Annotated in this window: 16 protein-coding genes; 13 read left to right on the forward strand and 3 right to left on the reverse strand. The window is 40.5% G+C overall.

What is annotated here, in order from left to right; all coding sequences use genetic code 11:
- Position 1 precedes the first annotated feature (1 nt).
- The 9 genes from QCD85_RS19295 to QCD85_RS19335 all read left to right on the forward strand — a co-directional run bounded on the left by QCD85_RS19295 (position 2) and on the right by QCD85_RS19335 (position 12,474).
- Positions 2 to 1,672, forward strand: coding sequence for an ABC1 kinase family protein (locus QCD85_RS19295; protein ID WP_273616369.1), 1,671 nt, complete (start codon positions 2 to 4; stop codon positions 1,670 to 1,672).
- A gap of 311 nt (positions 1,673 to 1,983) precedes the next feature.
- Positions 1,984 to 2,943 carry a copper amine oxidase N-terminal domain-containing protein gene (locus tag QCD85_RS19300; RefSeq protein ID WP_273613841.1) on the forward strand — a complete coding sequence of 320 codons (960 nt, stop codon included), beginning with the start codon at positions 1,984 to 1,986 and terminating at the stop codon, positions 2,941 to 2,943.
- Between the two features lies 1 nt (position 2,944).
- Entirely contained in the window at positions 2,945 to 6,664 is a 3,720-nt protein-coding gene (locus QCD85_RS19305) for a DUF5704 domain-containing protein (protein WP_301263614.1), read from the forward strand.
- Between the two features lie 249 nt (positions 6,665 to 6,913).
- Complete coding sequence (locus tag QCD85_RS19310; protein WP_301263615.1) at positions 6,914 to 8,446, forward strand: SulP family inorganic anion transporter; 1,533 nt, start codon at positions 6,914 to 6,916, stop codon at positions 8,444 to 8,446.
- Between the two features lie 173 nt (positions 8,447 to 8,619).
- A complete protein-coding gene (locus QCD85_RS19315; RefSeq protein WP_301263616.1) occupies positions 8,620 to 10,395 on the forward strand; it encodes a DEAD/DEAH box helicase in 1,776 nt (591 codons plus the stop codon).
- A gap of 140 nt (positions 10,396 to 10,535) precedes the next feature.
- Positions 10,536 to 10,961, forward strand: coding sequence for a DMT family transporter (locus QCD85_RS19320; RefSeq protein WP_273613837.1), 426 nt, complete (start codon positions 10,536 to 10,538; stop codon positions 10,959 to 10,961).
- A gap of 21 nt (positions 10,962 to 10,982) precedes the next feature.
- A complete protein-coding gene (locus tag QCD85_RS19325) occupies positions 10,983 to 11,684 on the forward strand; it encodes a Crp/Fnr family transcriptional regulator (RefSeq protein WP_301263617.1) in 702 nt (233 codons plus the stop codon).
- Between the two features lie 32 nt (positions 11,685 to 11,716).
- On the forward strand, positions 11,717 to 12,187 hold the full coding sequence (locus tag QCD85_RS19330) for a DMT family transporter (protein ID WP_301263667.1): 471 nt from the start codon (positions 11,717 to 11,719) through the stop codon (positions 12,185 to 12,187).
- Between the two features lie 47 nt (positions 12,188 to 12,234).
- Positions 12,235 to 12,474: a hypothetical protein gene (locus tag QCD85_RS19335; protein ID WP_301263618.1), complete on the forward strand. Its 240-nt coding sequence runs from the start codon at positions 12,235 to 12,237 to the stop codon at positions 12,472 to 12,474.
- A gap of 201 nt (positions 12,475 to 12,675) precedes the next feature.
- Here the strand turns inward: QCD85_RS19335 and QCD85_RS19340 are convergent, their stop codons facing one another.
- Both QCD85_RS19340 and QCD85_RS19345 read right to left on the reverse strand, forming a co-directional pair.
- Positions 12,676 to 14,484 carry an ABC transporter ATP-binding protein gene (locus QCD85_RS19340; protein WP_301263619.1) on the reverse strand — a complete coding sequence of 603 codons (1,809 nt, stop codon included), beginning with the start codon at positions 14,482 to 14,484 and terminating at the stop codon, positions 12,676 to 12,678.
- Positions 14,477 to 16,213: an ABC transporter ATP-binding protein gene (locus QCD85_RS19345; protein ID WP_301263620.1), complete on the reverse strand. Its 1,737-nt coding sequence runs from the start codon at positions 16,211 to 16,213 to the stop codon at positions 14,477 to 14,479. Before QCD85_RS19345 ends, QCD85_RS19340 begins: the two co-directional genes overlap by 8 nt.
- Positions 16,214 to 16,427: 214 nt before the next feature.
- Here QCD85_RS19345 and glsA point away from each other — a divergent pair, with 214 nt between their 5' ends.
- The 4 genes from glsA (at position 16,428) to QCD85_RS19365 (ending at position 20,714) form a co-directional block, all read left to right on the forward strand.
- Positions 16,428 to 17,369: a glutaminase A gene (gene glsA / locus QCD85_RS19350; protein ID WP_204826224.1), complete on the forward strand. Its 942-nt coding sequence runs from the start codon at positions 16,428 to 16,430 to the stop codon at positions 17,367 to 17,369.
- A gap of 245 nt (positions 17,370 to 17,614) precedes the next feature.
- Positions 17,615 to 18,670, forward strand: coding sequence for a FecCD family ABC transporter permease (locus QCD85_RS19355; protein ID WP_273613833.1), 1,056 nt, complete (start codon positions 17,615 to 17,617; stop codon positions 18,668 to 18,670).
- Positions 18,671 to 18,678: 8 nt separating this feature from the next.
- Positions 18,679 to 19,692 (forward strand): FecCD family ABC transporter permease, encoded by a 1,014-nt coding sequence (locus QCD85_RS19360; protein ID WP_373462052.1) that lies wholly within the window; start codon positions 18,679 to 18,681, stop codon positions 19,690 to 19,692.
- A 158-nt stretch (positions 19,693 to 19,850) separates the two neighbouring features.
- Positions 19,851 to 20,714 (forward strand): ABC transporter ATP-binding protein, encoded by an 864-nt coding sequence (locus tag QCD85_RS19365; RefSeq protein WP_273613831.1) that lies wholly within the window; start codon positions 19,851 to 19,853, stop codon positions 20,712 to 20,714.
- 162 nt (positions 20,715 to 20,876) lie between these two features.
- Here the strand turns inward: QCD85_RS19365 and QCD85_RS19370 are convergent, their stop codons facing one another.
- The gene (locus QCD85_RS19370) at positions 20,877 to 21,533 is read right to left on the reverse strand and encodes a pyridoxine/pyridoxamine 5'-phosphate oxidase (protein ID WP_301263621.1); all 657 of its coding nucleotides are present in this window, start codon (positions 21,531 to 21,533) and stop codon (positions 20,877 to 20,879) included.
- Between the last annotated feature and the right edge of the window lie 392 nt (positions 21,534 to 21,925).

Genomic DNA, 21,925 nt, shown 5'->3' on the forward strand with positions numbered 1-21,925 from the left:
GATGGCTCTTCATATCCGGCATGCCGGAAGGTATAGAGAAATAGCCATGGCGCTCATGCGTCATGGCTTTGGTTATATGGTCGAGGAACTCGGATTACACCAGATGCTAGCGATTCCGCTTCGACTGGCACGTCGTGAAGTACACGGTATTCGCACGCTAGGAGAACGTATCCGTCTGGTACTCGAAGAATTAGGCCCTACTTTTGTAAAGTTAGGTCAGCTTGCTAGTACACGTTCTGATCTTTTGCCTGAAAATATTATTAAAGAATTAACGAAGTTACAAGAACAAGTCCCTCCATTTCCTGCAACTGAAGCACGCAAAATTATAGAATTAGAACTAGGTTTGCCGATTGAAGAAGTGTTCGAGTCGTTTGAAGATGTGCCTGTAGCAGCAGCATCGATCGGACAGGTACATCTGGGCACTTTACATTCTGGAGAAAAAGTAGCGATCAAAGTGCAACGTCCTGGCGTATCACGTATCGTTAATCGTGATCTGGAAATTTTGCGTGATCTAACAGGGTTGATCAAAAAGCATATGGAATGGGCTTCTCAATATCAGCTGGAAGAAATCGTTGAAGAATTTGCCAAGTCGATGCGCGAAGAATTAGATTACAGTGTCGAAGGACGTAATATGGAGCGGATTGCAAGTCAATTTGAACGTGATCGGAATATCCATATCCCTGTAACGTACTGGAATTATACGTCTGCTCGCGTGTTGACGATGGAGTATATCGACGGGATTGCTTTAGGGAAACGAGAAGAGATTATAGAGCAAGGACTAGACTTGGGAAGTGTGGCGCAACATCTGGTTGATTCGATGTTGCAGCAGATTTTTATCGATGGTTTTTTCCATGCCGATCCGCATCCAGGTAATCTACTGGCTTTGCGTGATGGACGTATTGCTTTTCTTGATTTTGGACTGATGGGGCGACTGAGTAGTGAAATGAAAAGTCATCTGACAGCACTTATTATAGCGTTGTTACGTAAAAACACAGATAGTATGATCCGTGCGGTCATGAGATTAGGTTTTGTACCGGAAGATGTGAATATGTCTGCACTACGTAGCGATTTTGAGCGTATGCGAGAGCAGTATTATGATGTTCCTTTTTCCCGTATTAATCTAGGCAGTGCATTGAATGAAATGTTTGATGTGGTGCGTCGTTACCGGATCGGGATACCGCCGGACTTGACGTTGTTGGGCAAATCATTGATCACACTTGAAGGTGTAATTGAACGTTTAGATCCATCGCTGAGTATTTTGAGTATGGCAGAGCCTTTTGGACGCAAGTTGTTACGAGATAAATATGCGCCTAATAAAGTTCGCCAACGCATTACAGATGGAGCATTACATGCTGTTGAAATGCTAACTGATCTACCGAGGCAAGCATCCGAATTATCCCGTATGATTCGCACCGGTAAAATGAGAATAGAAGTCAGCGTGCCTGAAGTTAAAGATATGATGCAAAAAATGGATCAGATCAGTAACCGATTGGCTTTTAGTATAGTATTGCTGGCTTTTAGTATTATTATGGTCGGTCTTATTGTCGGTTCATCATTACGAGATCAGACACCGATTCTATGGGGATTCCCTGTAGTCGAGATTGGTTTTGTGATCGCTACATTGATGGTGATTTGGCTATTTTATGCTATTTTCAAATCAGGTCGATTTTAGAAAAAACGTTATATTTGGAGATTTACAGATTTCAAATGATATGGTATTCTTTCTGAGTCGATATACTTATACAGATATAACTTAATACCTATTTGTTCGTAAAGCATACGGGCTATTCCTTTTTCAAGGGAGTAGTCCGTTTTTTGTTTGTATATTTTATATGTAGCTGTATATGAAGGTGTTTTATTTTCCAAATTCAGCTATAAAGATTAGGTCTTGGAAGAAAGTGAATTATCTTTTATAATGAATTTTGTAGTTCTTAAGATACATATTAGTCTATAGTGCCTATATTTTATTCAGGGGGAAAGAAAATGAAAAAGAAAATGATGACTGTACTTGCGGCAACGATATTATTTACAGGAGTAGGCGTAACTGTACCTCAAGTGGATGCAGCGACCAATAAACCACAAATCGAAGTGTTGTTAGATGCACGCAAAATGGCATTTCCTGATGCCAAACCTTTTCAAGATGATAGCAATGCGGTGATGGTGCCTATTCGATTTGTATCTGAAAAATTGGGCGCTAAAGTGGGATGGAGTAAAGCTGGTGGGAAACAGATTGTTACTTTAAAAACTGATAAGCATACTGTCTCTATGACAGTCGGATCAGCTACAGCAGTAGTAGATGGTGAAAGTAAGACGTATGATAGCAAGATCATTTTGAAACAAAGTCGCACGTTTGTACCGCTACGTCTTGTTAGTGAAGGATTAGGACAGACAGTGAATTGGGATCAGATTAGTAAATGGGTTTGGATTGGGAGTAAGAAACCTTTAACAATAGAAGAACTTGGATTACCAAAAACTACAATTGATCCATACAAACCATTCTTTTCCTCAAATCCAAAACTGATGACAAATACTTTTAATAAACCATACAAATATGCTGTCAAAATTAAATCGAATGACTTTCCGCTTCTAATGGCAGGTTATATCTATGGTGTAGACCTTTATACTTTTAACGATAATAGTGCCTATAGTGGATTTACATACATTCGCGTAAGAACTTATGGTAACGTATCTCCTAATCTTTATTTGCTAACCAATAAAGGGGATGTACGGTACAGATATAAACGTAATGAGTTGACGCAAAAAAATAGTGATGGAACTATTTATAATTATTATGGGGTTTATGCTAAGGGTGATGAAGTAGCTGAAAATATTAAAGATAAAAAACAATTATCTATTCAAGATATCAAATATATTGGATTTGATGGTTCTGCTAAAGAAGAAGATGTCTCATTAGTACTAATGGATAATCCGTGGAGAAGATAAAATGATTTGGAATGAAATATCTACAAAAAATAGACGTTACTTTGCATACTGCCTTCTAATCCTCATTATGTTTAATATCATATTTTCAGTAGATTTAGGCTCCAAAAAAGCTATGGCAGCAGATGCTGTAACTCCTTTAAATTTTTATAAAGATACATCTGAAAACACTACTGAAGCTAACTACCGATACTTTGTGGGTATGATGTATTACGATATGTGGAAGGGGTCAACTTGGGTTCATGATAAGGCTCCGTATAGAGGTGATGACGGATTAGCTGAACAAGATTATCGGTTTACCTTTCCTAATCGCACAATAAAAAGCATAGAAGTGAGTCTATATAAATATAATTCCCAAAATGCAATTTATTTTGAAGCATCTAGAACTGAGAAACCTCCTGAAGGATCAACTCTCTGGCCGAATTATAGCAGAGCGATTTCAGATGAAACACCTGACAAAGCACTTAATTATACTAAAAATGGAATAGGAACAGATACTGCAATAATACCTGTTGATGTGAATATTAAACTTAACGCACCTAAAGCCGAAAATATTACTTATAGTTGTACGAACCAATGCGGTCCTGATACGGAAGGTTATCGTATTTATATTCCTGTTCTCTTTAAAATTGAGTTAAATGCAAATCTAAACGTATACTACAAAACCAAAGATGGTAAATCTCTTAACGATATTTTTCCTCCTCGTATCGAAGAGATGAAGCCAGGTACAGAGTATGTTTTTACCCATCCAGAGAATCCAGAATACAAATATGTTGGATATAAAAAGAGTACGACTGGCGAAGATCCTGCAGGGGGGATAATAACAGGAGATCCGCCCAAGTTTAAATACTCTGGCTCTTTTGAGAAGTATATTGCTTATCAGTATTATGATGTAATCTCAGATCCATGTGAGCTTGATCCTGATGCAGATGAGTGTACCGTTCCAACTGAGCCTCCCAAAGAAGACAGTCTTTGCGAATATACAATCTTGCCACCCACTGTGAAAACCACAACAAATAAATCACTATTAGATCCACAAGCACAAGGTCATATCCTAGCAGATGACAATACTAATGATCGTCACTTTGATGCGACTCGCGCAATACCCACTTCTGAGCATTTATATGCCAATGCATGGGGATATAATTATTTGTTCCAGCATGCCTTTGATAATATGGATGGACAAGTAGAATACAAATGCAAAGTCAAAGTAGTATATAAGCTCAAGTGGAAAGAAAAGCGTGGAAGTGGAGATAACGAACGTTGGGTTTCTAAATCAGATACAGATACGAAGACTTACAATTTTTCGTATACAAGAGACTATGATTACTGGAAGATCAAAGTACTTGAAGTACTCGGTCTAGATCAAGCTACAATGTCTAACTATGCTCTACCTGGTGGAAAAGTATCTATACCTACGACTGGTTATACTCCACCTAATGTAGAACTAGAACACAGCGATAAAGTAGAAGACCATGTTAAGCCTGATGATGATATTCCGGTGAAATATTCTCCACCAACATTAGATGGTGGTAAACAAGGTCGTCCAAGAACACCGAATGATGAATCCAAATTAAAGAACATTGCAGAAGGTAACACAGATGATGCGGAAGTCAAAAATGATACTATTCAGTTTTCTTTTGAAGGAAAAGATACGGAAGTGATGAATGGAGAATGGATTCTAAAAACAGCTCCTACACCCAAAGAAATCCCAGTACCCCGTCAAATTCGCTCATTCAAAGATTCTAGCGAAAAAGTGTTATATGTAGGGTCTCAGCTTATTAGCCCTAAGCTTATTAACAAAGCCAATACAATAGCAACAGGAACAATCTATTACAAGATGTTAGAGCAACATGTGCAAGGTAGTGGAGATCAGAATTTTCCGATTACAGGCATCAATACCGTAACCGTACATACACCTGTTGTAAATTACTCTCTTGTCTCGGACGACCAGAAGCATAATCAGAAAACAACACCTGACCTATACAGTTCAGCTTTGATCTTAGATCGTCCTTTTTCTGTACGGATTCCAACAACAGGACAGCATATTACTTATCCTGGTTATGGTCATCGAGATTATGCGAAGTATGTCCGTACCAAGCAAGTACAATTTCCTTTTGATGTGTATAACAAGGAACAGACGACATTTATTCCGAAAAATACATGGATTGATGTACCAGTGACACAACTTGATACCTTTTTCTTTTTGCCGGTATGGGTAGATGAAGGAAAATACCAGATTCTATTTCGTACGATTTCTGAAAATGCACCAACTTCTTTTACAGTACAACATAATGCGAATGTGACTTTGGACAATCATGTAGCTGTTGAAAGTGTACCTGTCGATGTGATTGGAAGAGTGTATGATTTTCATATTACAGATGTTGCCGATTATAACTGGCAGATTGTGTTCCGTCCATGGGAAAATATCGATGTACCTGATCAAGCTTCGTATTGGGTAGGAGCCAATGGAATAGATGGCGCACCCCGTGGAAATGCTACGCCTTATGTACTTCCTGTTCGTCAGGGTAGCCATCCGTTTTATCGTAATCTAGCGGTGAAAACAGGTTACCATTTCAAATTCGATCTCAAAACTAAAGGCAATATGTTTGGAGCACAAGACAGTATACGTATTACACCGACCTTTAGTTATGTTCCGCGTGAAGGTGGAACCCCTTTTCCAGTTGATTTGTATTATTCGACAGCTACTGAGAATCTAATAAAGATCGGTTCACCGCAAGATAAAGTACAGCGCTATACTATTTTGAACGATCCTTTGCGAAATGTACCTGACGATGAATTAAAAAATACAGCACTGTATATGTATGATCTGTTGCTACAACAAACTCATTTTTCTCAACAGAATAAGCCGATGCAGAGCAATACTAGTGTGGCAAGCAAATCTACAGCTATCTCTGCAAATGCAGCCGATTCTGCTATCTGGAAAGTCATTCTAGAACGTGCAGCCGCTTCGCTCTGGCAAAATCTGACGGGCATCTCCTGGGAAATTACAGCAGAACAATTACAATCTATAGCACAAAAAATGGACAATGCTAATGAAGCTTCTTCTTTCAATGGATTTTCTACGATAGCTTCATCCGCTTCACCAGTAGAAAATAAAATAATATCACCCAACAATGCCGAAGAAGCTATTCAGATGTTCCAAAAGGTTAGTCGTACGCGCAAAGTCAATGTAGGCACATTTACTCAACTATTGTTGACTCAACCACTACGTACTCTAATCGGTCCACAGACTAATTTGCCAGAAGGAAATGACACGATGCGTTCATTAGCAGCGGTGCAGAAATGGTACGGGGAATATAGCCTACCTGCGGATGTTCTAGTCGTCAAACAAGGTACAGCTTTAGAACAATTTACAGGCTCAACGAATACAAATCGAAAAGACCCTTCCACAGATGCTAATATCCATTCGAATCCAGCTTATAGTAGCGCGAAAGGATTAGACGAGCATTCATCCGTTTTTCTGAAAGATGGATATATTATTGTTAACTTTAATATAGAAACGATTCAGAATAATGATTTGGAGAAGCCACATTTGCAATATATCAATGCTCCACTGATGAATCAATGGCAACTGGAAGGATTTCAAAAGCACGTTGTAGATCCATGGGGATTTGAGTTTCAATTAAAAGATGGAGACGTATTATTTTATCATGCGAATAAAGGAAGTCGAAGTGATTTCCAATCTTCGGTGACCCATTAATCTATCCAGCTACAGATGAACCTCTATCAATATATTTTAAATTCAGCAAAAAAAGATGTAGGTTTTATAGAAAAAATTTTGTATAATAAAAATCTATCTGTACCTACGGCTCCTGTTTTCCCGCGAGAGGAAAGCAATCTACTTATTTTGAATTTAATATCATAATGAATACTGTCTGCGATATTCGTTCGGAAAGTTTTTAACGTCCGGGCAGATTCGTTATGTTCCACACAAGGAAAGAGGATGATCATGAATCTACAACAACAATGGTTTGGTAATGTTCGGGGAGACCTTCTTGCCGGTATTACTGTAGCCTTGGCTCTTATTCCCGAAGCGATCGGATTCTCGATTATTGCTGGTGTTGATCCAATGGTTGGATTATATGCTTCAATCTGTATCGCAATCGTTATCTCTATTGCAGGTGGACGCAGCGGGATGATCTCGGCGGCTACAGGCGCAATGGCAGTACTGGTAGTTGATCTTGTACGCGATCATGGTGTTGAATATTTATTCGCAGCCACGATCTTAGCAGGTATTTTTCAGGTATTACTCGGCTGGTTTAAGATCGGGCGATTTATTACCTTTATCCCCCAATCAGTGATGACTGGATTTGTTAATGCACTGGCGATTGTTATTTTTATGGCGCAATTGCCACAGTTTGTTGGGGCGAACTGGATTATGTATGCGATGGTGATAGGAACGCTGGCGATTGTCTATATTTTGCCACGCTTTACGAAAGCAGTACCTGCACCACTGGTGGCGATTATTGTGATGTCATTATTAACGTATTTCCTTCATTTGGATGTACGGACCGTAGGCGATATGGGGCAATTATCGAATCAACCGCCTGTTTTTCATTTACCAATGATCGATGTATCTTTGGATATGTTGCTGATTATTTTACCATATTCAATTTCGCTTGCTTTTGTCGGTCTATTGGAATCGCTGTTAACTGCAACGATATTAGATGAAATGACAGATAGCAAAAGCGATAAAAATCGAGAAGCTCGCGGACAAGGAATTGCTAATATCGTTAACGGATTTTTTGGCGGTATGGCAGGTTGTGCGATGATCGGACAATCGGTAATTAATATCAAATCCGGTGGACGTGGACGATTGTCTACATTAACCGCAGGGGTATTTTTATTATTCTTATTGTTAGTACTCGGTAATATTGTACGTGAAGTACCGATGGGTGCTCTGGTTGGTGTTATGGTTATGGTATCTATTGGTACCTTTAGCTGGCGCTCATTAGTGACGATTCATAAGATTCCTTTGTCAGAAGCGATTATTATGGTGACGGTAGTTGCTATTGTCGTGGCTACAGATAACCTTTCTATCGGTGTCGGCGTAGGTGTAGTCATGAGTGCATTGCTATTTGGTTGGAAAATGTCTCGTATTCATATCACTGCAACGATGGAATCAGGCAATATCATCTCTAACCCTAATCTATTGAACAAAGTAGAACAGAATACAACTTCTTCTATAGAACAGGGCACAGCACAACCAGCACAGGTGAAAGTCTATGAAGTGAGTGGACCGATGTTTTTTGGGACGATGAGTTATTTTGTAGATCAATTTGTGCCAAATGATGATCCAGAACAGATTGTGATCGACTTTACCCGTTCGCATATTTGGGATCACTCGGCTGTTATCGGGATTACCAAAGTCAAAGAAAAGTATAAAGCTATGAATAAAGAAGTGCATATTCGTGGCTTAAATGAAGAAAGTCGTCTCTTGCTTGAAAAATTAGGAACAACTGCATTGTCTTCAGGACATTGACGTAACTAGAAATAAGCGGTATATTGACGCTAGAGCAGTTTATCCAAAATGGCATACTACGGACTTTTAAATGACGTTATAGATGTAAGCATCGGTATCTACCGGTGCTTCTTTTTACGAGAGCATTTTTTGAAATGCTGCTGAATAAAGATCACAAGAATGGGTGAATAGAGTTGAAAAATTTTAATGAGTTCGGCATCTCGCCGAATGTCGTAGAGCTTATGGCTTCCAGTGGAATCACACAGCCTACCGAAGTACAGCAGATGTCGATTCCGGGATTACTTAAAGGCGGAGACGCAATCGTTCAAGCCAAAACAGGTACAGGTAAAACGTTAGCGTTTTTACTACCAATTTTTGAAAAGTTAAACTTGAACGCCGTTGGAGCACCTCAAGCGCTAATCATAGCACCAACACGTGAGTTGGCTCTACAGATTGCAACGGAAGCAAACAAATTAGCCGCTGCTTATGAAGGTGTACGTATTCTTGCTGCTTATGGTGGACAAGATGTAGAACGTCAATTACGCAAGCTTGAAGGTGGATGTCACCTTGTTGTAGGTACACCGGGTCGTCTGATTGACCATATGGGTAGAGGTACACTGGATCTAACGAAGATTCGTACACTGGTACTGGATGAAGCGGATCAAATGCTACACATGGGATTTTTACCTGATGTTGAAAAAATGATTAATGCTACTTCTCCAGCACGTCAAACGATGTTATTTTCAGCAACAATTCCTGACGGTATTCGTCGTCTATCTGCGCAATATATGCGTACACCAAAAGATATTCGTGTTGGCCCTGCTGAAAGTGTTCCTTTGAAATTGATCCGTCAATTAGTGGTAGAGTGTACTCCTCGTGGTAAGCTACCTGCATTGCGTGAATATTTGGAAAAAGAAAAACCATATCTAGCGGTGATTTTCTGTCGTACCAAAAAACGGGCGGCTGAACTGAATCAACAGCTTAAAGAACTGGGTTATTCTTCGGATGAACTTCATGGCGATTTGTCTCAAAACAAACGCGAGCAAGTCATGCGCGCGTTCCGTGAAGCGAAATTGCAATTACTGGTTGCAACTGATGTAGCGGCTCGTGGTATTGATGTAGAAGGAATAACACATGTATTCAACTACGATATTCCTCAAGATGCTGAGTATTATATTCACCGTATCGGACGTACAGGTCGTGCAGGTGAAACAGGAAAAGCGATCACATTTGTGACTCCGCATGATCGTGATGAATTACAAGCAATCGAACAAGGCACTTCACAGAAATTAGAGCGTCAAATTGCTCGCACATCGATAGAGTCAGATGATTCTGGTGAATTGCTGTCTAATGTAGAAGCCAAAGCAGGCAGACGTGCTAATCATAAATCTCGTGATCAAGATCGCAAAAAAGATGGTAAACGTGGAGATGCACGTCGTGGTGCTTATCGCGAAGAATCTTCAGGCGGTCGTGGTCGTTCTTCTTCTACTTCAGAACGTGATCGTTTTGCAAGTAAGGGTGGTACAGGTAAACGTGGAGAACGCAGAGAATCTACACCTTCTGCACGTACGACTGCTCGTCCAGAAGCAAAAGAGTCAAGTGCTCGTAGTGAACGCCCGGAACGTAGTTATGGTCGCAAAGATCAAGCACGTTCAGGTAGTGGTTCTGCTCCAAGAGCAACACGTCGCACAGACGATGCTCCTTCTTTCCGCAGAGATGCTTCTAAAGGTCGTACAATTTCGTCAGGCGATTCAGATCGTACACGCGAATACGGTGGAGCTGGAAGTAACAGCAACGCTGGTGGACGTCGTAGTGAAGGCACAGGTAGTGCTCGTGGAGAACGTACCTATGGCAAAAATGGCAGCAGTAACGGTGGACGCAACAACCGTCCTTCTACAGGCAAGCCTAGTAGCGGTGGTCGTTCTTCTGGTCGTCCGTCAGATAATGCTCGTCGTGGTGGCAAACGTTAATAGTCCTATTTTATCCCCTTTGATCGTAAAGGGGATTTTTTATGATGAGGTTTGGGACATATGTCCTTTATCTCTAAGGGAAAGATCGTTTTTAATAAGAGTACAAAGAAATGTCTAAATCATAAGGAGAATTAGCAACGATGAAAGGAATTTTATTTGCTTTATTAGGCGGAGCTTGTATCACGTTACAAGGGGTAGCGAATACACGTATCAGTCAAGATATTGGAACATGGCAAGCCGCTACGATTACGCAGTTAACAGGCTTTATTATCGCTGCCTTGATCTGGTTATTTGTACGTGATGGAAAGCTTGGCGATTATAAAAAGGTCAAACCTCTTTATTTAGCAGGTGGTGCATTTGCTGCGATTATTATTTTTACCGAAGTTACCGCTATACAGCAGATCGGGGTAACGTTAACGATTTCGGCGCTATTGATTGCTCAGTTGTGTCTAACCTTTATTATTGATATTAACGGTTGGTTCGGTGTCGTGAAGCAGAAGATGAAGATGCCTCAATTTATAGGGCTGGCGATGATGATTGCAGGTGTAATTATTTTGAAATTCTGAGCAAAAAGGTGAGCAAATACGATGAACGATAATCAAGATCAAGCGCAGGTTGAGTATTACTGGAAGTTGCACGATTTGGGAGCCCATTTTCCTCAAGTTTTATTTCCATATCTATCGGTATTCCGCTTGGAACAAGGAGATATTTTGTGCACGCAAGGTGATGATATTGAGCATCTGGACATATTGGTTCATGGGAAGATCAAAATTTATACGACTTCACAAGAAGGCAAAACATTAATTCTATGCTTCAAAACCCCGCTTGAATTTATAGGTGATGTCGAATATATCAATGGCAACGATAAAGTGATTAATACGGTTGAAGCAGTATCTTCGGTACACTTTCTGCGTATTCATCGTAAATGGTTAGTTCAATATGGTAGTGATCATGTACCTTTACTGCAATTTTTGCTACAAATGATGACCCGTAAATTTTATAGCAGTTCTAACTATTCTCGCTTTAATCTCATGTATCCGGTAGAAATTCGGTTAGCCAGTTATATGTTGTCTGTAGCTTGTGATGAAGATCCAGCAGATGGTTATGAAGAATTGCGTATTTCCAGTCTGGTCGATGTAGCCAATCTGATCGGTACCAGTTATCGACATCTCAATCGTGTGATTCAGAAATTAGCTTATGATGGATTGGTCAAGCGCACGTCAGAGTATCTAATCATTCAGAATCGAGCAGGGTTAGAATCATTAGCAGGGCATAATATTTATGAGTAATTATAGATTAAACAGGTAGGAGCAGTGACATGATATTATTTGGTATTGTTTTGGCGGCGATTGCAGGAGCATTGGTAAGTATGCAGACTGTATTTAATAATAAAGTCAATGAACGAACAGGTTCATGGACAACAACGATGTTAGTCCTATTTATGGGATTTGTGGCATCGTTACTAGCAAGTCTGATCTTTGAAGGGAAAAATACATTTACTCTTCAACATGTGCAATTATGGTACTGGTTCAGCGGCATGATCGGTGTCGGTGTTGTGTTCTGTCTGGTGCAAGGAATGAGACGATTAGGCCCTACATATGCGATCTCGATCGTACTCACAGCACAGCTTGGAACCGCACTATTGTGGGATTCGCTGGGCTGGTTAGGATTAGAAAAGATTCCTTTTACACCGGCGAAATTGATCGGGGTTCTAGTTATTATTTGTGGAATACTTGTATTCAAATTCGGTGGACGTAAAGAAAGCAAAGTGAAATCAACCGTAACGGACTAAGATGTATAATCTACAGATCAATCACTCAATAAGAAATGGATAACACAATGACGATTCAAAAATTCCAAACATATATCGATCTTACTGTTGCTAATTGGGAGCAGACTTCTTTAGCAAATACTCTTCAAGAGATTGTACGTAGTCAGAAGCAGTATGAACATGATTATGTAGAAGTGCATCAAGTCGTAAAAGTATCAAAATCTAAACAAAAATCTAACTTTTTGATTATTATCAATATCACTCGGAATACAGAGAATCCTGGTGAATTAGTAGATACCAATCGTTAACTGAAAATATAAAGCTACAAAACAAACAGCCTAAAATCATAAAAAACAAAGAATAACCCGCTAGAGTATTCACACGCTAGAGGTTTATTCTTTATTGTATTTTACAATAGACTGTTATTCGATCAGCTACTGTGATCTATAAATGTGACAATCCAAGAACCATATACGCTTATTGAAGTGAAAATGATCCACTTAACTCCACTACACCACTCGATTGAACTGACTTTGGTACAGATCATGATAGAATCCACCTGCTTGAAGTAGTTCATCATGAGTTCCACGCTCTACCACTTCACCACTCTGGATGACCAGAATCTGATCAGCTTCACGAATCGTACTCAGCCTGTGAGCAATAATAAAGCTAGTACGTCCTTGCATCAATTGCTTCATCGCTGTCTGAATATACATTTCTGTACGTGTGTCCACACTACTGGTTGCTTCATCCAGAATAAGCACCGAGGGATTCGCAAGAATCGCGCGGGCTATCGTTAGCAATTGGCGTTGCCCTTGACTCAGATTGCTTCCGTCTGCGGAGAGAATCGAATCATAGCCTTCTGGTAATTTGTGAATAAAGGAATGGGCATTCGCCAGCTTGGCGGCTTCTTCAATCTCTTGATCGGTGGCTTCCAACCGTCCATAACGAATATTATCGCGTACTGTACCGGAAAATAAATAAGCATCTTGCAACACAATCCCGATCCGGCTACGCAAATTTTCTTTATCCAGTAGACGAATATCTTCACCATCGATCGTAATTGTACCGCTATCAATTTCGTAGAAACGAGTGAGCAAATTAATAATCGTTGTTTTACCTGCTCCAGTAGGACCAACAAGAGCAATCGTCTGCCCGGGCTTAGCGGTTAGCGATACGTCTCGCAAAATGGGTGAGCCTGCTTTGTAGCTAAATTGAACATGGTCAAAGATCACTTCACCATGCACTTGAGCAGGCAATTGGTGTACAGCTGTTTTCTCATCATCCGTACTTTCAGGACGCTCGTCCAGTACTTCAAATACACGTTCGGCTCCTGCAATAGCAGATTGCAGGAGATTGAATTGATTTGCCAGTTCATTGATCGGTCGACTGAATTGCTTGGAATAACTAAGAAAACTGACGATTACCCCTACACTGGTCATTCCTTGTAAAAATAGCCATCCACCCGACAAAGCAATCAACGCATAACTAATATTGTTCACCAGATTCATGACCGGTCCAATATTGCCTGACCAGCTCTGTGCGCGAATACTAGCATGCAGTAAGCGGTGATTAATATCGTTAAATTCAGCAAGGCTACGAGATTCTTGAACATAGGCTTTGACAACCTTTTGACCGGATACCGTTTCTTCGATATATCCATTGAGTCCGCCTAATTCTTTTTGTTGCGCTCCAAAATAGCGACGGGTATGACGGGTGATCAATCGTGTGAGCCAGAACATAATCGGTACAGTCACGAGTGTAACCAGTGTTAACCAAATATTGAGCACTAACATAATAGTCAGCGTACCGACCAGAGTAAAAGCACTGGTCATGATCTGTACAACACTTTGATTGAGTGTGGTCGTTACATTTTCTATATCATTGGTAGAGCGACTCATCAGATCACCACTGCTATGTGTATCGAAAAAGCGCAATGGCAAGTCATGTAGATGTTTGAATAGATCACGTCTAATCTGAAATACTGTCTGTTGTGAGACAGCAGTCATAATATACGCTTGTACCCAACTGGTCAGACTAGCGACTACATATAGAGCGAGTAACCATACACAAAGCTGAGCTAAACCTGCATAATTACCTGTTAAAATGTAGCGATCAAAAGCGACTGTTCCCAGCAAATAGGGAGTAATCAGATTGAATGCTGTCCCGAGTAACGTCAATAGAAATACAAGCAAAAGACCTTTGCGTTGTTGACGTAAATAATCCCAGAGACGGCGTACTGTTCCTTTGGCATTTTTGGCTTTGACAGGAGCGCTATTTGATCGCCCGGCTCTACCGGGCATCATCGGATTACCCATGAGCTTCAACCTCCTGTCCTAATTGCGAACGATATATTTCTTGATAGGCTGTACTATGCTTGATCAAGTAAGCATGATCGCCACGATCAATAATTTGACCATCTTCCATAATCAATATCAGGTCAGCATCCAGTACAGAAGTGATACGCTGAGCAATAATCAAGCGTGTACTGGCAGATAATCGTTCTTCAAGCGCTTTTTGGATCAATGCTTCTGTACGCAGATCGACAGCGCTGGTGCTATCATCCATGATAAGAAGTGGAGGCTGAATCAGTAAGGCACGTGCGATAGATAGACGCTGTTTTTGACCTCCTGATAAATTAACTCCCCGTTGTCCGAGTAACGTATTATAACCTTCAGGCAGTTTTTCTATAAACTCATGAGCTTGCGCCGCTTTAGCAGCCGATTCTACTTCTTCTTGTGATGCATTTGGTCTACCGTAACGAATATTATCACGGATACTACCGCTAAATAATAATGCTTGTTGCAACACGATTCCGATAGAACTGCGTAGTTGATCTAGATCCCATTGTTGTACATCTACATCATTGACCAATACAGCTCCACTGGTGACATCATACATCCGCGGAATCAGATGAACCAGACTGGACTTGCCTGCACCGGTAGCTCCTAGAATCGCAATCGTCTGTCCTGCTGTAGCAACAAAGCTAATCTGATCCAATACCGCAGGAGAATGAGCATCATAAGCAAAAGAAACATTTTGAAATTCAAGTCGTCCTTTTTGATGTGGATCAGGTGTGATCGGTTGAGCAGGCGCACTAATATCAGGTTCGGTATGCAATACTTCATTGATCCGTTCTGCTGAAGCAGTAGCACGAGACACAGACATCAGAGTCATACTCAACATCATAAGAGACATGAGTACCTGTGTTGCATAGTTGATAAAAGCGATCAGATCACCTACAGGCAAAGCACCTGTTTTGGTGAGTCCACCCCCGAACCAGAGCACAGCTACAATACAGACATCCATAATTAACATCATAATTGGCCCGATTAGAGCAACTACTCGATTCGCTTTGATCGCGATATTCGTATAATCTTGATTGACGACATCATATCGTTTATTTTCATGAATAGCCCGTACAAAAGCTTTGATCACCCGAATCCCTGCTAGATTCTCTTGAGTCACTGTATTGACCTGATCTAACTCTGCTTGTACCCGGCTGAAAATAGGAAAAGCTGTCCGCATAATCCATATCAATGTCACCAGCAAAATAGGCATAGCAATCAACAAAATAATCGCTAATTTAACACTAATCGTAAATGCCATAATCAGACTACCGATAGATAATAGAGGGGAACGCACTAACATACGCAAAGCCATTAACACTAAATTCTGCAATTGCACAACATCATTTGTCAGTCGTGTAATTAAAGAACCCGAAGAAAAGCGATCTAGATTGTGAAAAGAAAAGCGCTGAATATGCTGGAACAACTCTGCCCGAATATCTGCACCAAAATGTTGAGAAGCGATACTGGCATAGATGGTACAGCCGATCCCGCCTAACATCCCGATCAAAGCGAGCCCAATCATCAGTAATCCGGTCTGCTGAATATGACCGAGATCGCCTTTCATAATTCCTTGATCGACAATACTAGCGACTAATTTGGGTTGCATTAAGTCCATGATCACTTCGACCATCATTAACAAAGGAGCCAGTAATGCGGCAGTACGATAAGGCTTTAAATATTTTAGCAAAGCAATCATAGATGCACCTTCTATCTTCAAATATGTAAGCGTTAAACACACATATGTTTATGTTAACGTATATTCAGATTATTCGTAAAGCATCGATTAGACAGCAGTATAATTTCGATCAAGATTAGTATAAGATGATGAAGAAAATAAAATTTGAAATGATGAGATCACAATACACTCATTAACATATAGAAATAAGTAGGTATTTGAAGGAGGACTATCGATGAGTCAAGAACAGATGGAACGATTAAAAACATTATTGCCTGATTGGTTAGAAACTAGCCGTCTGCATACCAGTCAGGGAAAGGTAGCTTCTTATATTCCAGAGCTTGCCAAATCTTCACAAGATGCTTTAGGTATTTTTATCGCCGATTCACAAGGAAAAGTGATCTCAGCAGGAGATTGTGGTATTCCTTTTACCATGCAAAGTATATCCAAAGTATTTACTCTAATACTGGCACTGATGGATCATGGAGAAGAAGCTGTATTTTTTAATGTAGGAAAAGAACCGACAGGCGATGATTTTGATTCGATGATCAAATTAGAATTGGTAGAGCCAGGAATTCCGTTTAATCCGTTGATTAATGCAGGAGCGATCACTGTATCTTCATTGATTTCAGGTGAGAATCCGCAAGAAAAGTCAGAGCGTGTGCTTCAATTTTTCCGCAAGCTCGCAGCGAATGATAAAATCGATTACAATTTGGCAGTCTATGAATCAGAGACAGAATCCGGTCATTTGAATCGTTCTCTGGCTTATTTTCTCAAGCAAAATGGGATTATTAAAGATCCGGTAGATGATGTATTGGAAGTGTATTTCCGTCATTGTTCGATTGAAGTGAATTGTGCAGATCTGGCGCGGATGGCGCTTGTACTTGCTTTTGACGGTGTAGATCCTTGTTCTGGTGAAGAATTGATTCCACGTCGTTATGTACAGATAGCCAAAACATTTATGATTACATGCGGGATGTACAATGCTTCTGGAGAATTTGCGATCGATGTCGGTCTGCCTGCTAAAAGTGGAGTGTCAGGTGGAATCTTGACGATGGTTCCCGGACAGTATGGCATCGGATTGGTAGGGCCTTCATTGAACAAAAGAGGCAATAGTATCGCAGGTGTGCATTTGTTAGAGCGTCTATCTAAAGAGTTCGATTGGAGCTTATTTTAAGGTGACATTTTGGCATAAAATGAAGTACATTTAGACTTTGTGAATAGTATTTAGCTAAAAAAGAATAATAGTCAAAAGTTAAAAACGTCTAAATTCTCTAAAAATAGAGGAATTTAGACGTTTTTTTGTGATAAGTGTTGACAAATGATAATGATTATCAGTATCTTTAAACATATGCAATTATAGCTTTTATAACAACGACTATAAATGAAAACATAGATTTTGATGTAGAAAGAGGCTTGCTTATGAATCGCAGCAATGTTGTGAAAGGCAGACAGACCTCACCTAAAGAGCAGATATGGTCGCGTCCTTACACAGCAATTTCGATCATCATCGGTGGGCTTGTCCTGTTGATATTAGGTTGTGCATTTTCAATTGCAAAAGGAAGTAAAGATATTCCGCTTGAAGAAGTCTGGCAAGCGTTAGTGGCTTTTAATCCTTCAAATAGTGATCATCAAATCATTTGGGAACTTCGCTTACCACGTACGATTGCAGGTGCACTGGTGGGAGCGGCTTTTGCTGTATCCGGCGCATTGATGCAAGGAATGACACGCAACCCAATCGCAGACCCGGGGTTACTCGGGGTTAATGCAGGAGCAGGATTTGTATTAGCACTTTGTTTTGCTTTTTTTCCAGGGCTGTCATTTAATCAATTAATTCTGTTCTCTTTTGCAGGAGCAGCGCTTGGTGTAGGGCTGGTCTATGGAATCGGTTCACTTGCCAAAGGTGGACTGAGTCCGGTACGTCTGGCATTAGCAGGATCAGCAGTTGCAGCTTTATTAGTCGCATTATCAGAAGGGATTGCGTTGTATTTTCGAATCTCACAAGATATAGCGTTCTGGTATGCCGGTGGTGTCGCAGGGGTTACATGGTCGCAAGTAGATATATTATGGCCGTGGATTCTGTTAGCGCTAATTGGTTCTTTATTCCTTTCTCGTTCGATAACGATTCTCAGTCTGGGTGATGATGTCGCTTCTGGATTGGGACAACGTACAGCATTAGTACGCTTAGGCGCTGTACTGGCTGTCATGGTGTTAGCAGGAGCTTCGGTATCGACAGTGGGAGCTGTAGGCTTTCTAGGTCTAATGATCCCGCATGCGGCGCGTGCGATGGTAGGCGTCGATTATAAATGGGTGATTCCTACGTCTGCGATTCTAGGAGCATTGTTGATGGTATTTGCAGATACGATAGGACGATTAAGTAATCCTCCTCATGAAACACCGGTTAGTGCGCTTATTGCTGTAATCGGTGTGCCTTACTTCTTCTATATTATTCGGAAGAAAGTGAGGGATAATCTGTGAATCAAGCGATGTTTCACCGGAAGCGTACGATACGCACAACCATTACATTAATTGTGTTAGCACTGATTGCTTTTGGCGTTTTGTTGCTAAGCATGAATACAGGATTTAGTAAAATGTCTCCACTGGAAGTATTAAGTACTTTATTTGGAGGCGGAACACCGAAGCAACATTTGATTTTATTTGAATTTCGATTGCCCCGAATTGTGATTGCTTTGTTAGTAGGAATTGGCCTAGCGATAGCAGGAGCTATTCTGCAAGGGGTATCTCGCAATGGACTCGCCGATCCGGGGATTCTTGGTATTAACTCGGGAGCAGGATTAGCGGTCGTATTATATGTAGTTACGAATCCGCAACGTGAATCTACTTCACCGATGTTATTGCCTTTTCTAGCGTTAATCGGAGCCTTTGCAGCGGCGATTATTATTTATCTGATGGCATACAAACGTCATAAAGGAATATCGTCTGCACGTCTGGTGTTATCAGGGATAGCACTTGCCGCAGGAATTAATGCATTAATGATCGTACTTACGATTCGATTAGATCCGAATGAATTTAACTTTATTGCTACATGGCAAGCTGGAAGTATCTGGGGCAGTAGCTGGAAATTCGTGATTGCTTTATTACCATGGTTAATCGTACTTATTCCGATAGCATTGTGGAAAGCAAGACAATTGGACGTGTTCTCTTTGGGAGATGAGACAGCTACAGGGCTGGGCTCACATCTGAATATACAAAGAATGATATTGTTAGTCGTTGCGGTAGCGATTAGCGCCGCTTGTGTAGCAGTGAGTGGAGGGATTGGATTTATTGGTCTACTTGGTCCGCATATTGCTCGTCGTCTGGTCGGGCCTCGTTATGAGCATGTGATTCCGGTATCTGCATTGATCGGCGCTGTACTTTTGCTAACAGCAGATATGGTTGGTCGATCACTATTGCAAAATTCTGAAATTCCCGCAGGGGTAATGGTCGCTATTATTGGTGCACCATACTTCTTATACTTATTAGCACGTTCCAAAGCATAACAGTAAATGATATGCGCAGTACTACCAAGCAAAATATAAAATGAACAAGTTGTGTCGCTGTTGCTAATGATGAATGGTAATCGTTCAATATGAGATTGAAAATACAGAGTGAAGTCAGGTGTATCATACATCGGGTTCACTGAAAAGGGTGGATAACAATGGTTCGTTTAATGACGTCTAAGCTTGATATTGCATATGAAGATCGTTTGATTGTACAAGACTTGAGTGTACAGATTCCTCAAGGACAGATTACAGCATTAGTCGGAGCCAATGGTTCAGGCAAATCAACGATACTGAAAACGATGGCACGTATTATGCAACCCAAATCGGGAGCAGTATTACTGGACGGCAAATCGATCCACAAACAATCTACTCGTGAAATTGCCAAGCAATTAGCCATTTTGCCTCAGAATCCGACAGCACCTGAAGGATTAACTGTCACTGAATTGGTATCGTATGGACGTTTTCCTTATCAAAAAGGATTCGGTTCGATGAAAGCAGAAGATAAAGCGATGGTAGAATGGGCTATCGAAGCGACAGGTATGGTCGATTTCTATGATCGTCCTATCGATCAACTATCCGGTGGTCAGCGTCAACGTGCCTGGATTGCAATGGCACTTGCGCAAGATACCGAGATTTTATTTTTGGATGAACCGACGACCTTTTTAGATATGGCGCATCAATTAGAAGTACTGCAATTGTTAGAAAAGCTAAATGCTGACTCTCAACGTACGATTGTAATGGTTGTGCATGATCTGAACCATGCGTCCCGTTATGCTCATCATATGATTGCGATCAAAAATGGTAAAGCAGTAGCAGAAGGAACACCAGTAGAAGTGGTTTCTTGTGATGTGCTTCGTAACGTATTTGGTATCGAAGCGGATATCGTTACAGATCCGCGCAGTGGAGTGCCTTTGTGTCTGCCTTATGCGCTGGAAGGTCATATTGCTGAAGCGGTACAAAAAGAACAACAAGTGAGCGAAGTTCGTCATCAACATGCCATGCGTATAGCACACAACTAATATAAAATAATCATAGATATCCCGAATCGGTAGTTTTCTTCTATAGGAGAAAACTGCCGATTTTTTATGCAAAATAAAAAAGCAAAATCGTATAAAAATGATTTTGCTTTTACACTAGAAATGATCGAAAGACGAATTTGCAAAATAATATCTACGATCTCTTTAAGGCCACAACTGCTGATGTGTCCATTGCCCATCATGGAGAATATACTGATAACGTGTATGTTTGCGATCAGGATCGGCTTGCCAGAATTCGATCTCTTGAGCATGAACAGCAAATAGTCGCCAGTTCGGTGTCACGACATCAGGATCTTGTTCGATCTTTTGTTCTTGCATAGCAACCGAGCGTTCCAATTCTTCTTCGCTTGCTAAAGGTTGGCTCTGGCGTTCTGTCATTGCAACAGCACGTGCGATAGGGGAACGTCTTCTCAAATCGATAGCTCCTGCTTCAAGCCCCATATCTTCCGCTATACCTCGAATACGAATCTGTCTGCCTAACTCCGGCCAGTAGAATGTTAGTGCTACCTTTGGATTATGCTGGATATGTTGACCTTTCTGACTTTCCAATCCAGTAGCAAAATAAAAAGAATCGTCTTTAGCTTCTTTGATAATCAATACGCGTGCATCTGGAAAACCATCCGAATCGACAGTAGAAATAGTCATCGCATGCGGTTCTTTAACCTTCATTTCAATAGCTAATTTCATCCAATCTAAAAAGAGATCTGTCGGACGATCCGGTAGAGATTGAGTATCCCATGTAGGGAAAGGGCCAGATAAAGCTTTCAAACCACGCAAGATATTGCTTGATTGTGCACTCATATTACTAACCACCTCTATATCTAATTTGTTCTCACTATAACATAACCAATGTATAGCAAATAAACCCGATAATCAAAAATGACGCACTAGAAACATATCTATATATAACTTTATAAAACTTTGTGAAAATATGAACAAATTGCGAACTTATCGTAAATCTCTTGTAATGTGATAAAAATCACAATATAATAGCAATACAAGGTGAATTAATTCACAAATTAAACAAATCGAAAAAAGACCATATTAAAAAATAGAACAGTCAGCTAGAAGATGGACAGATAGAGAAACCACACACTTCTCTTACTCCTAACATCTTAATTCACCTGAATGTGACTTGTCGGATAGTTAGCACAGACTGTACACCATTGGATAAGAAGAATTTACAATAATAA

The sequence above is a fragment of the Paenibacillus sp. PsM32 genome (genome assembly GCF_030433815.1).
In the GTDB taxonomy this organism is placed as follows: Bacteria; Bacillota; Bacilli; order Paenibacillales; family Paenibacillaceae; genus Saccharibacillus; species Saccharibacillus kyungheensis.

Coding starts and splice junctions, on each gene's coding strand:
- QCD85_RS19295 (WP_273616369.1), top strand. CDS start 2: ATGGCTCTTCATATCCGGCATGCCGGAAGGTATAGAGAAATAGCCATG.
- QCD85_RS19300 (WP_273613841.1), top strand. CDS start 1,984: ATGAAAAAGAAAATGATGACTGTACTTGCGGCAACGATATTATTTACA.
- QCD85_RS19305 (WP_301263614.1), top strand. CDS start 2,945: ATGATTTGGAATGAAATATCTACAAAAAATAGACGTTACTTTGCATAC.
- QCD85_RS19310 (WP_301263615.1), top strand. CDS start 6,914: ATGAATCTACAACAACAATGGTTTGGTAATGTTCGGGGAGACCTTCTT.
- QCD85_RS19320 (WP_273613837.1), top strand. CDS start 10,536: ATGAAAGGAATTTTATTTGCTTTATTAGGCGGAGCTTGTATCACGTTA.
- QCD85_RS19325 (WP_301263617.1), top strand. CDS start 10,983: ATGAACGATAATCAAGATCAAGCGCAGGTTGAGTATTACTGGAAGTTG.
- QCD85_RS19335 (WP_301263618.1), top strand. CDS start 12,235: ATGACGATTCAAAAATTCCAAACATATATCGATCTTACTGTTGCTAAT.
- QCD85_RS19340 (WP_301263619.1), bottom strand. CDS start 14,484: ATGGGTAATCCGATGATGCCCGGTAGAGCCGGGCGATCAAATAGCGCT.
- QCD85_RS19345 (WP_301263620.1), bottom strand. CDS start 16,213: ATGATTGCTTTGCTAAAATATTTAAAGCCTTATCGTACTGCCGCATTA.
- glsA (WP_204826224.1), top strand. CDS start 16,428: ATGAGTCAAGAACAGATGGAACGATTAAAAACATTATTGCCTGATTGG.
- QCD85_RS19355 (WP_273613833.1), top strand. CDS start 17,615: ATGAATCGCAGCAATGTTGTGAAAGGCAGACAGACCTCACCTAAAGAG.
- QCD85_RS19360 (WP_373462052.1), top strand. CDS start 18,679: ATGTTTCACCGGAAGCGTACGATACGCACAACCATTACATTAATTGTG.
- QCD85_RS19365 (WP_273613831.1), top strand. CDS start 19,851: ATGGTTCGTTTAATGACGTCTAAGCTTGATATTGCATATGAAGATCGT.
- QCD85_RS19370 (WP_301263621.1), bottom strand. CDS start 21,533: ATGAGTGCACAATCAAGCAATATCTTGCGTGGTTTGAAAGCTTTATCT.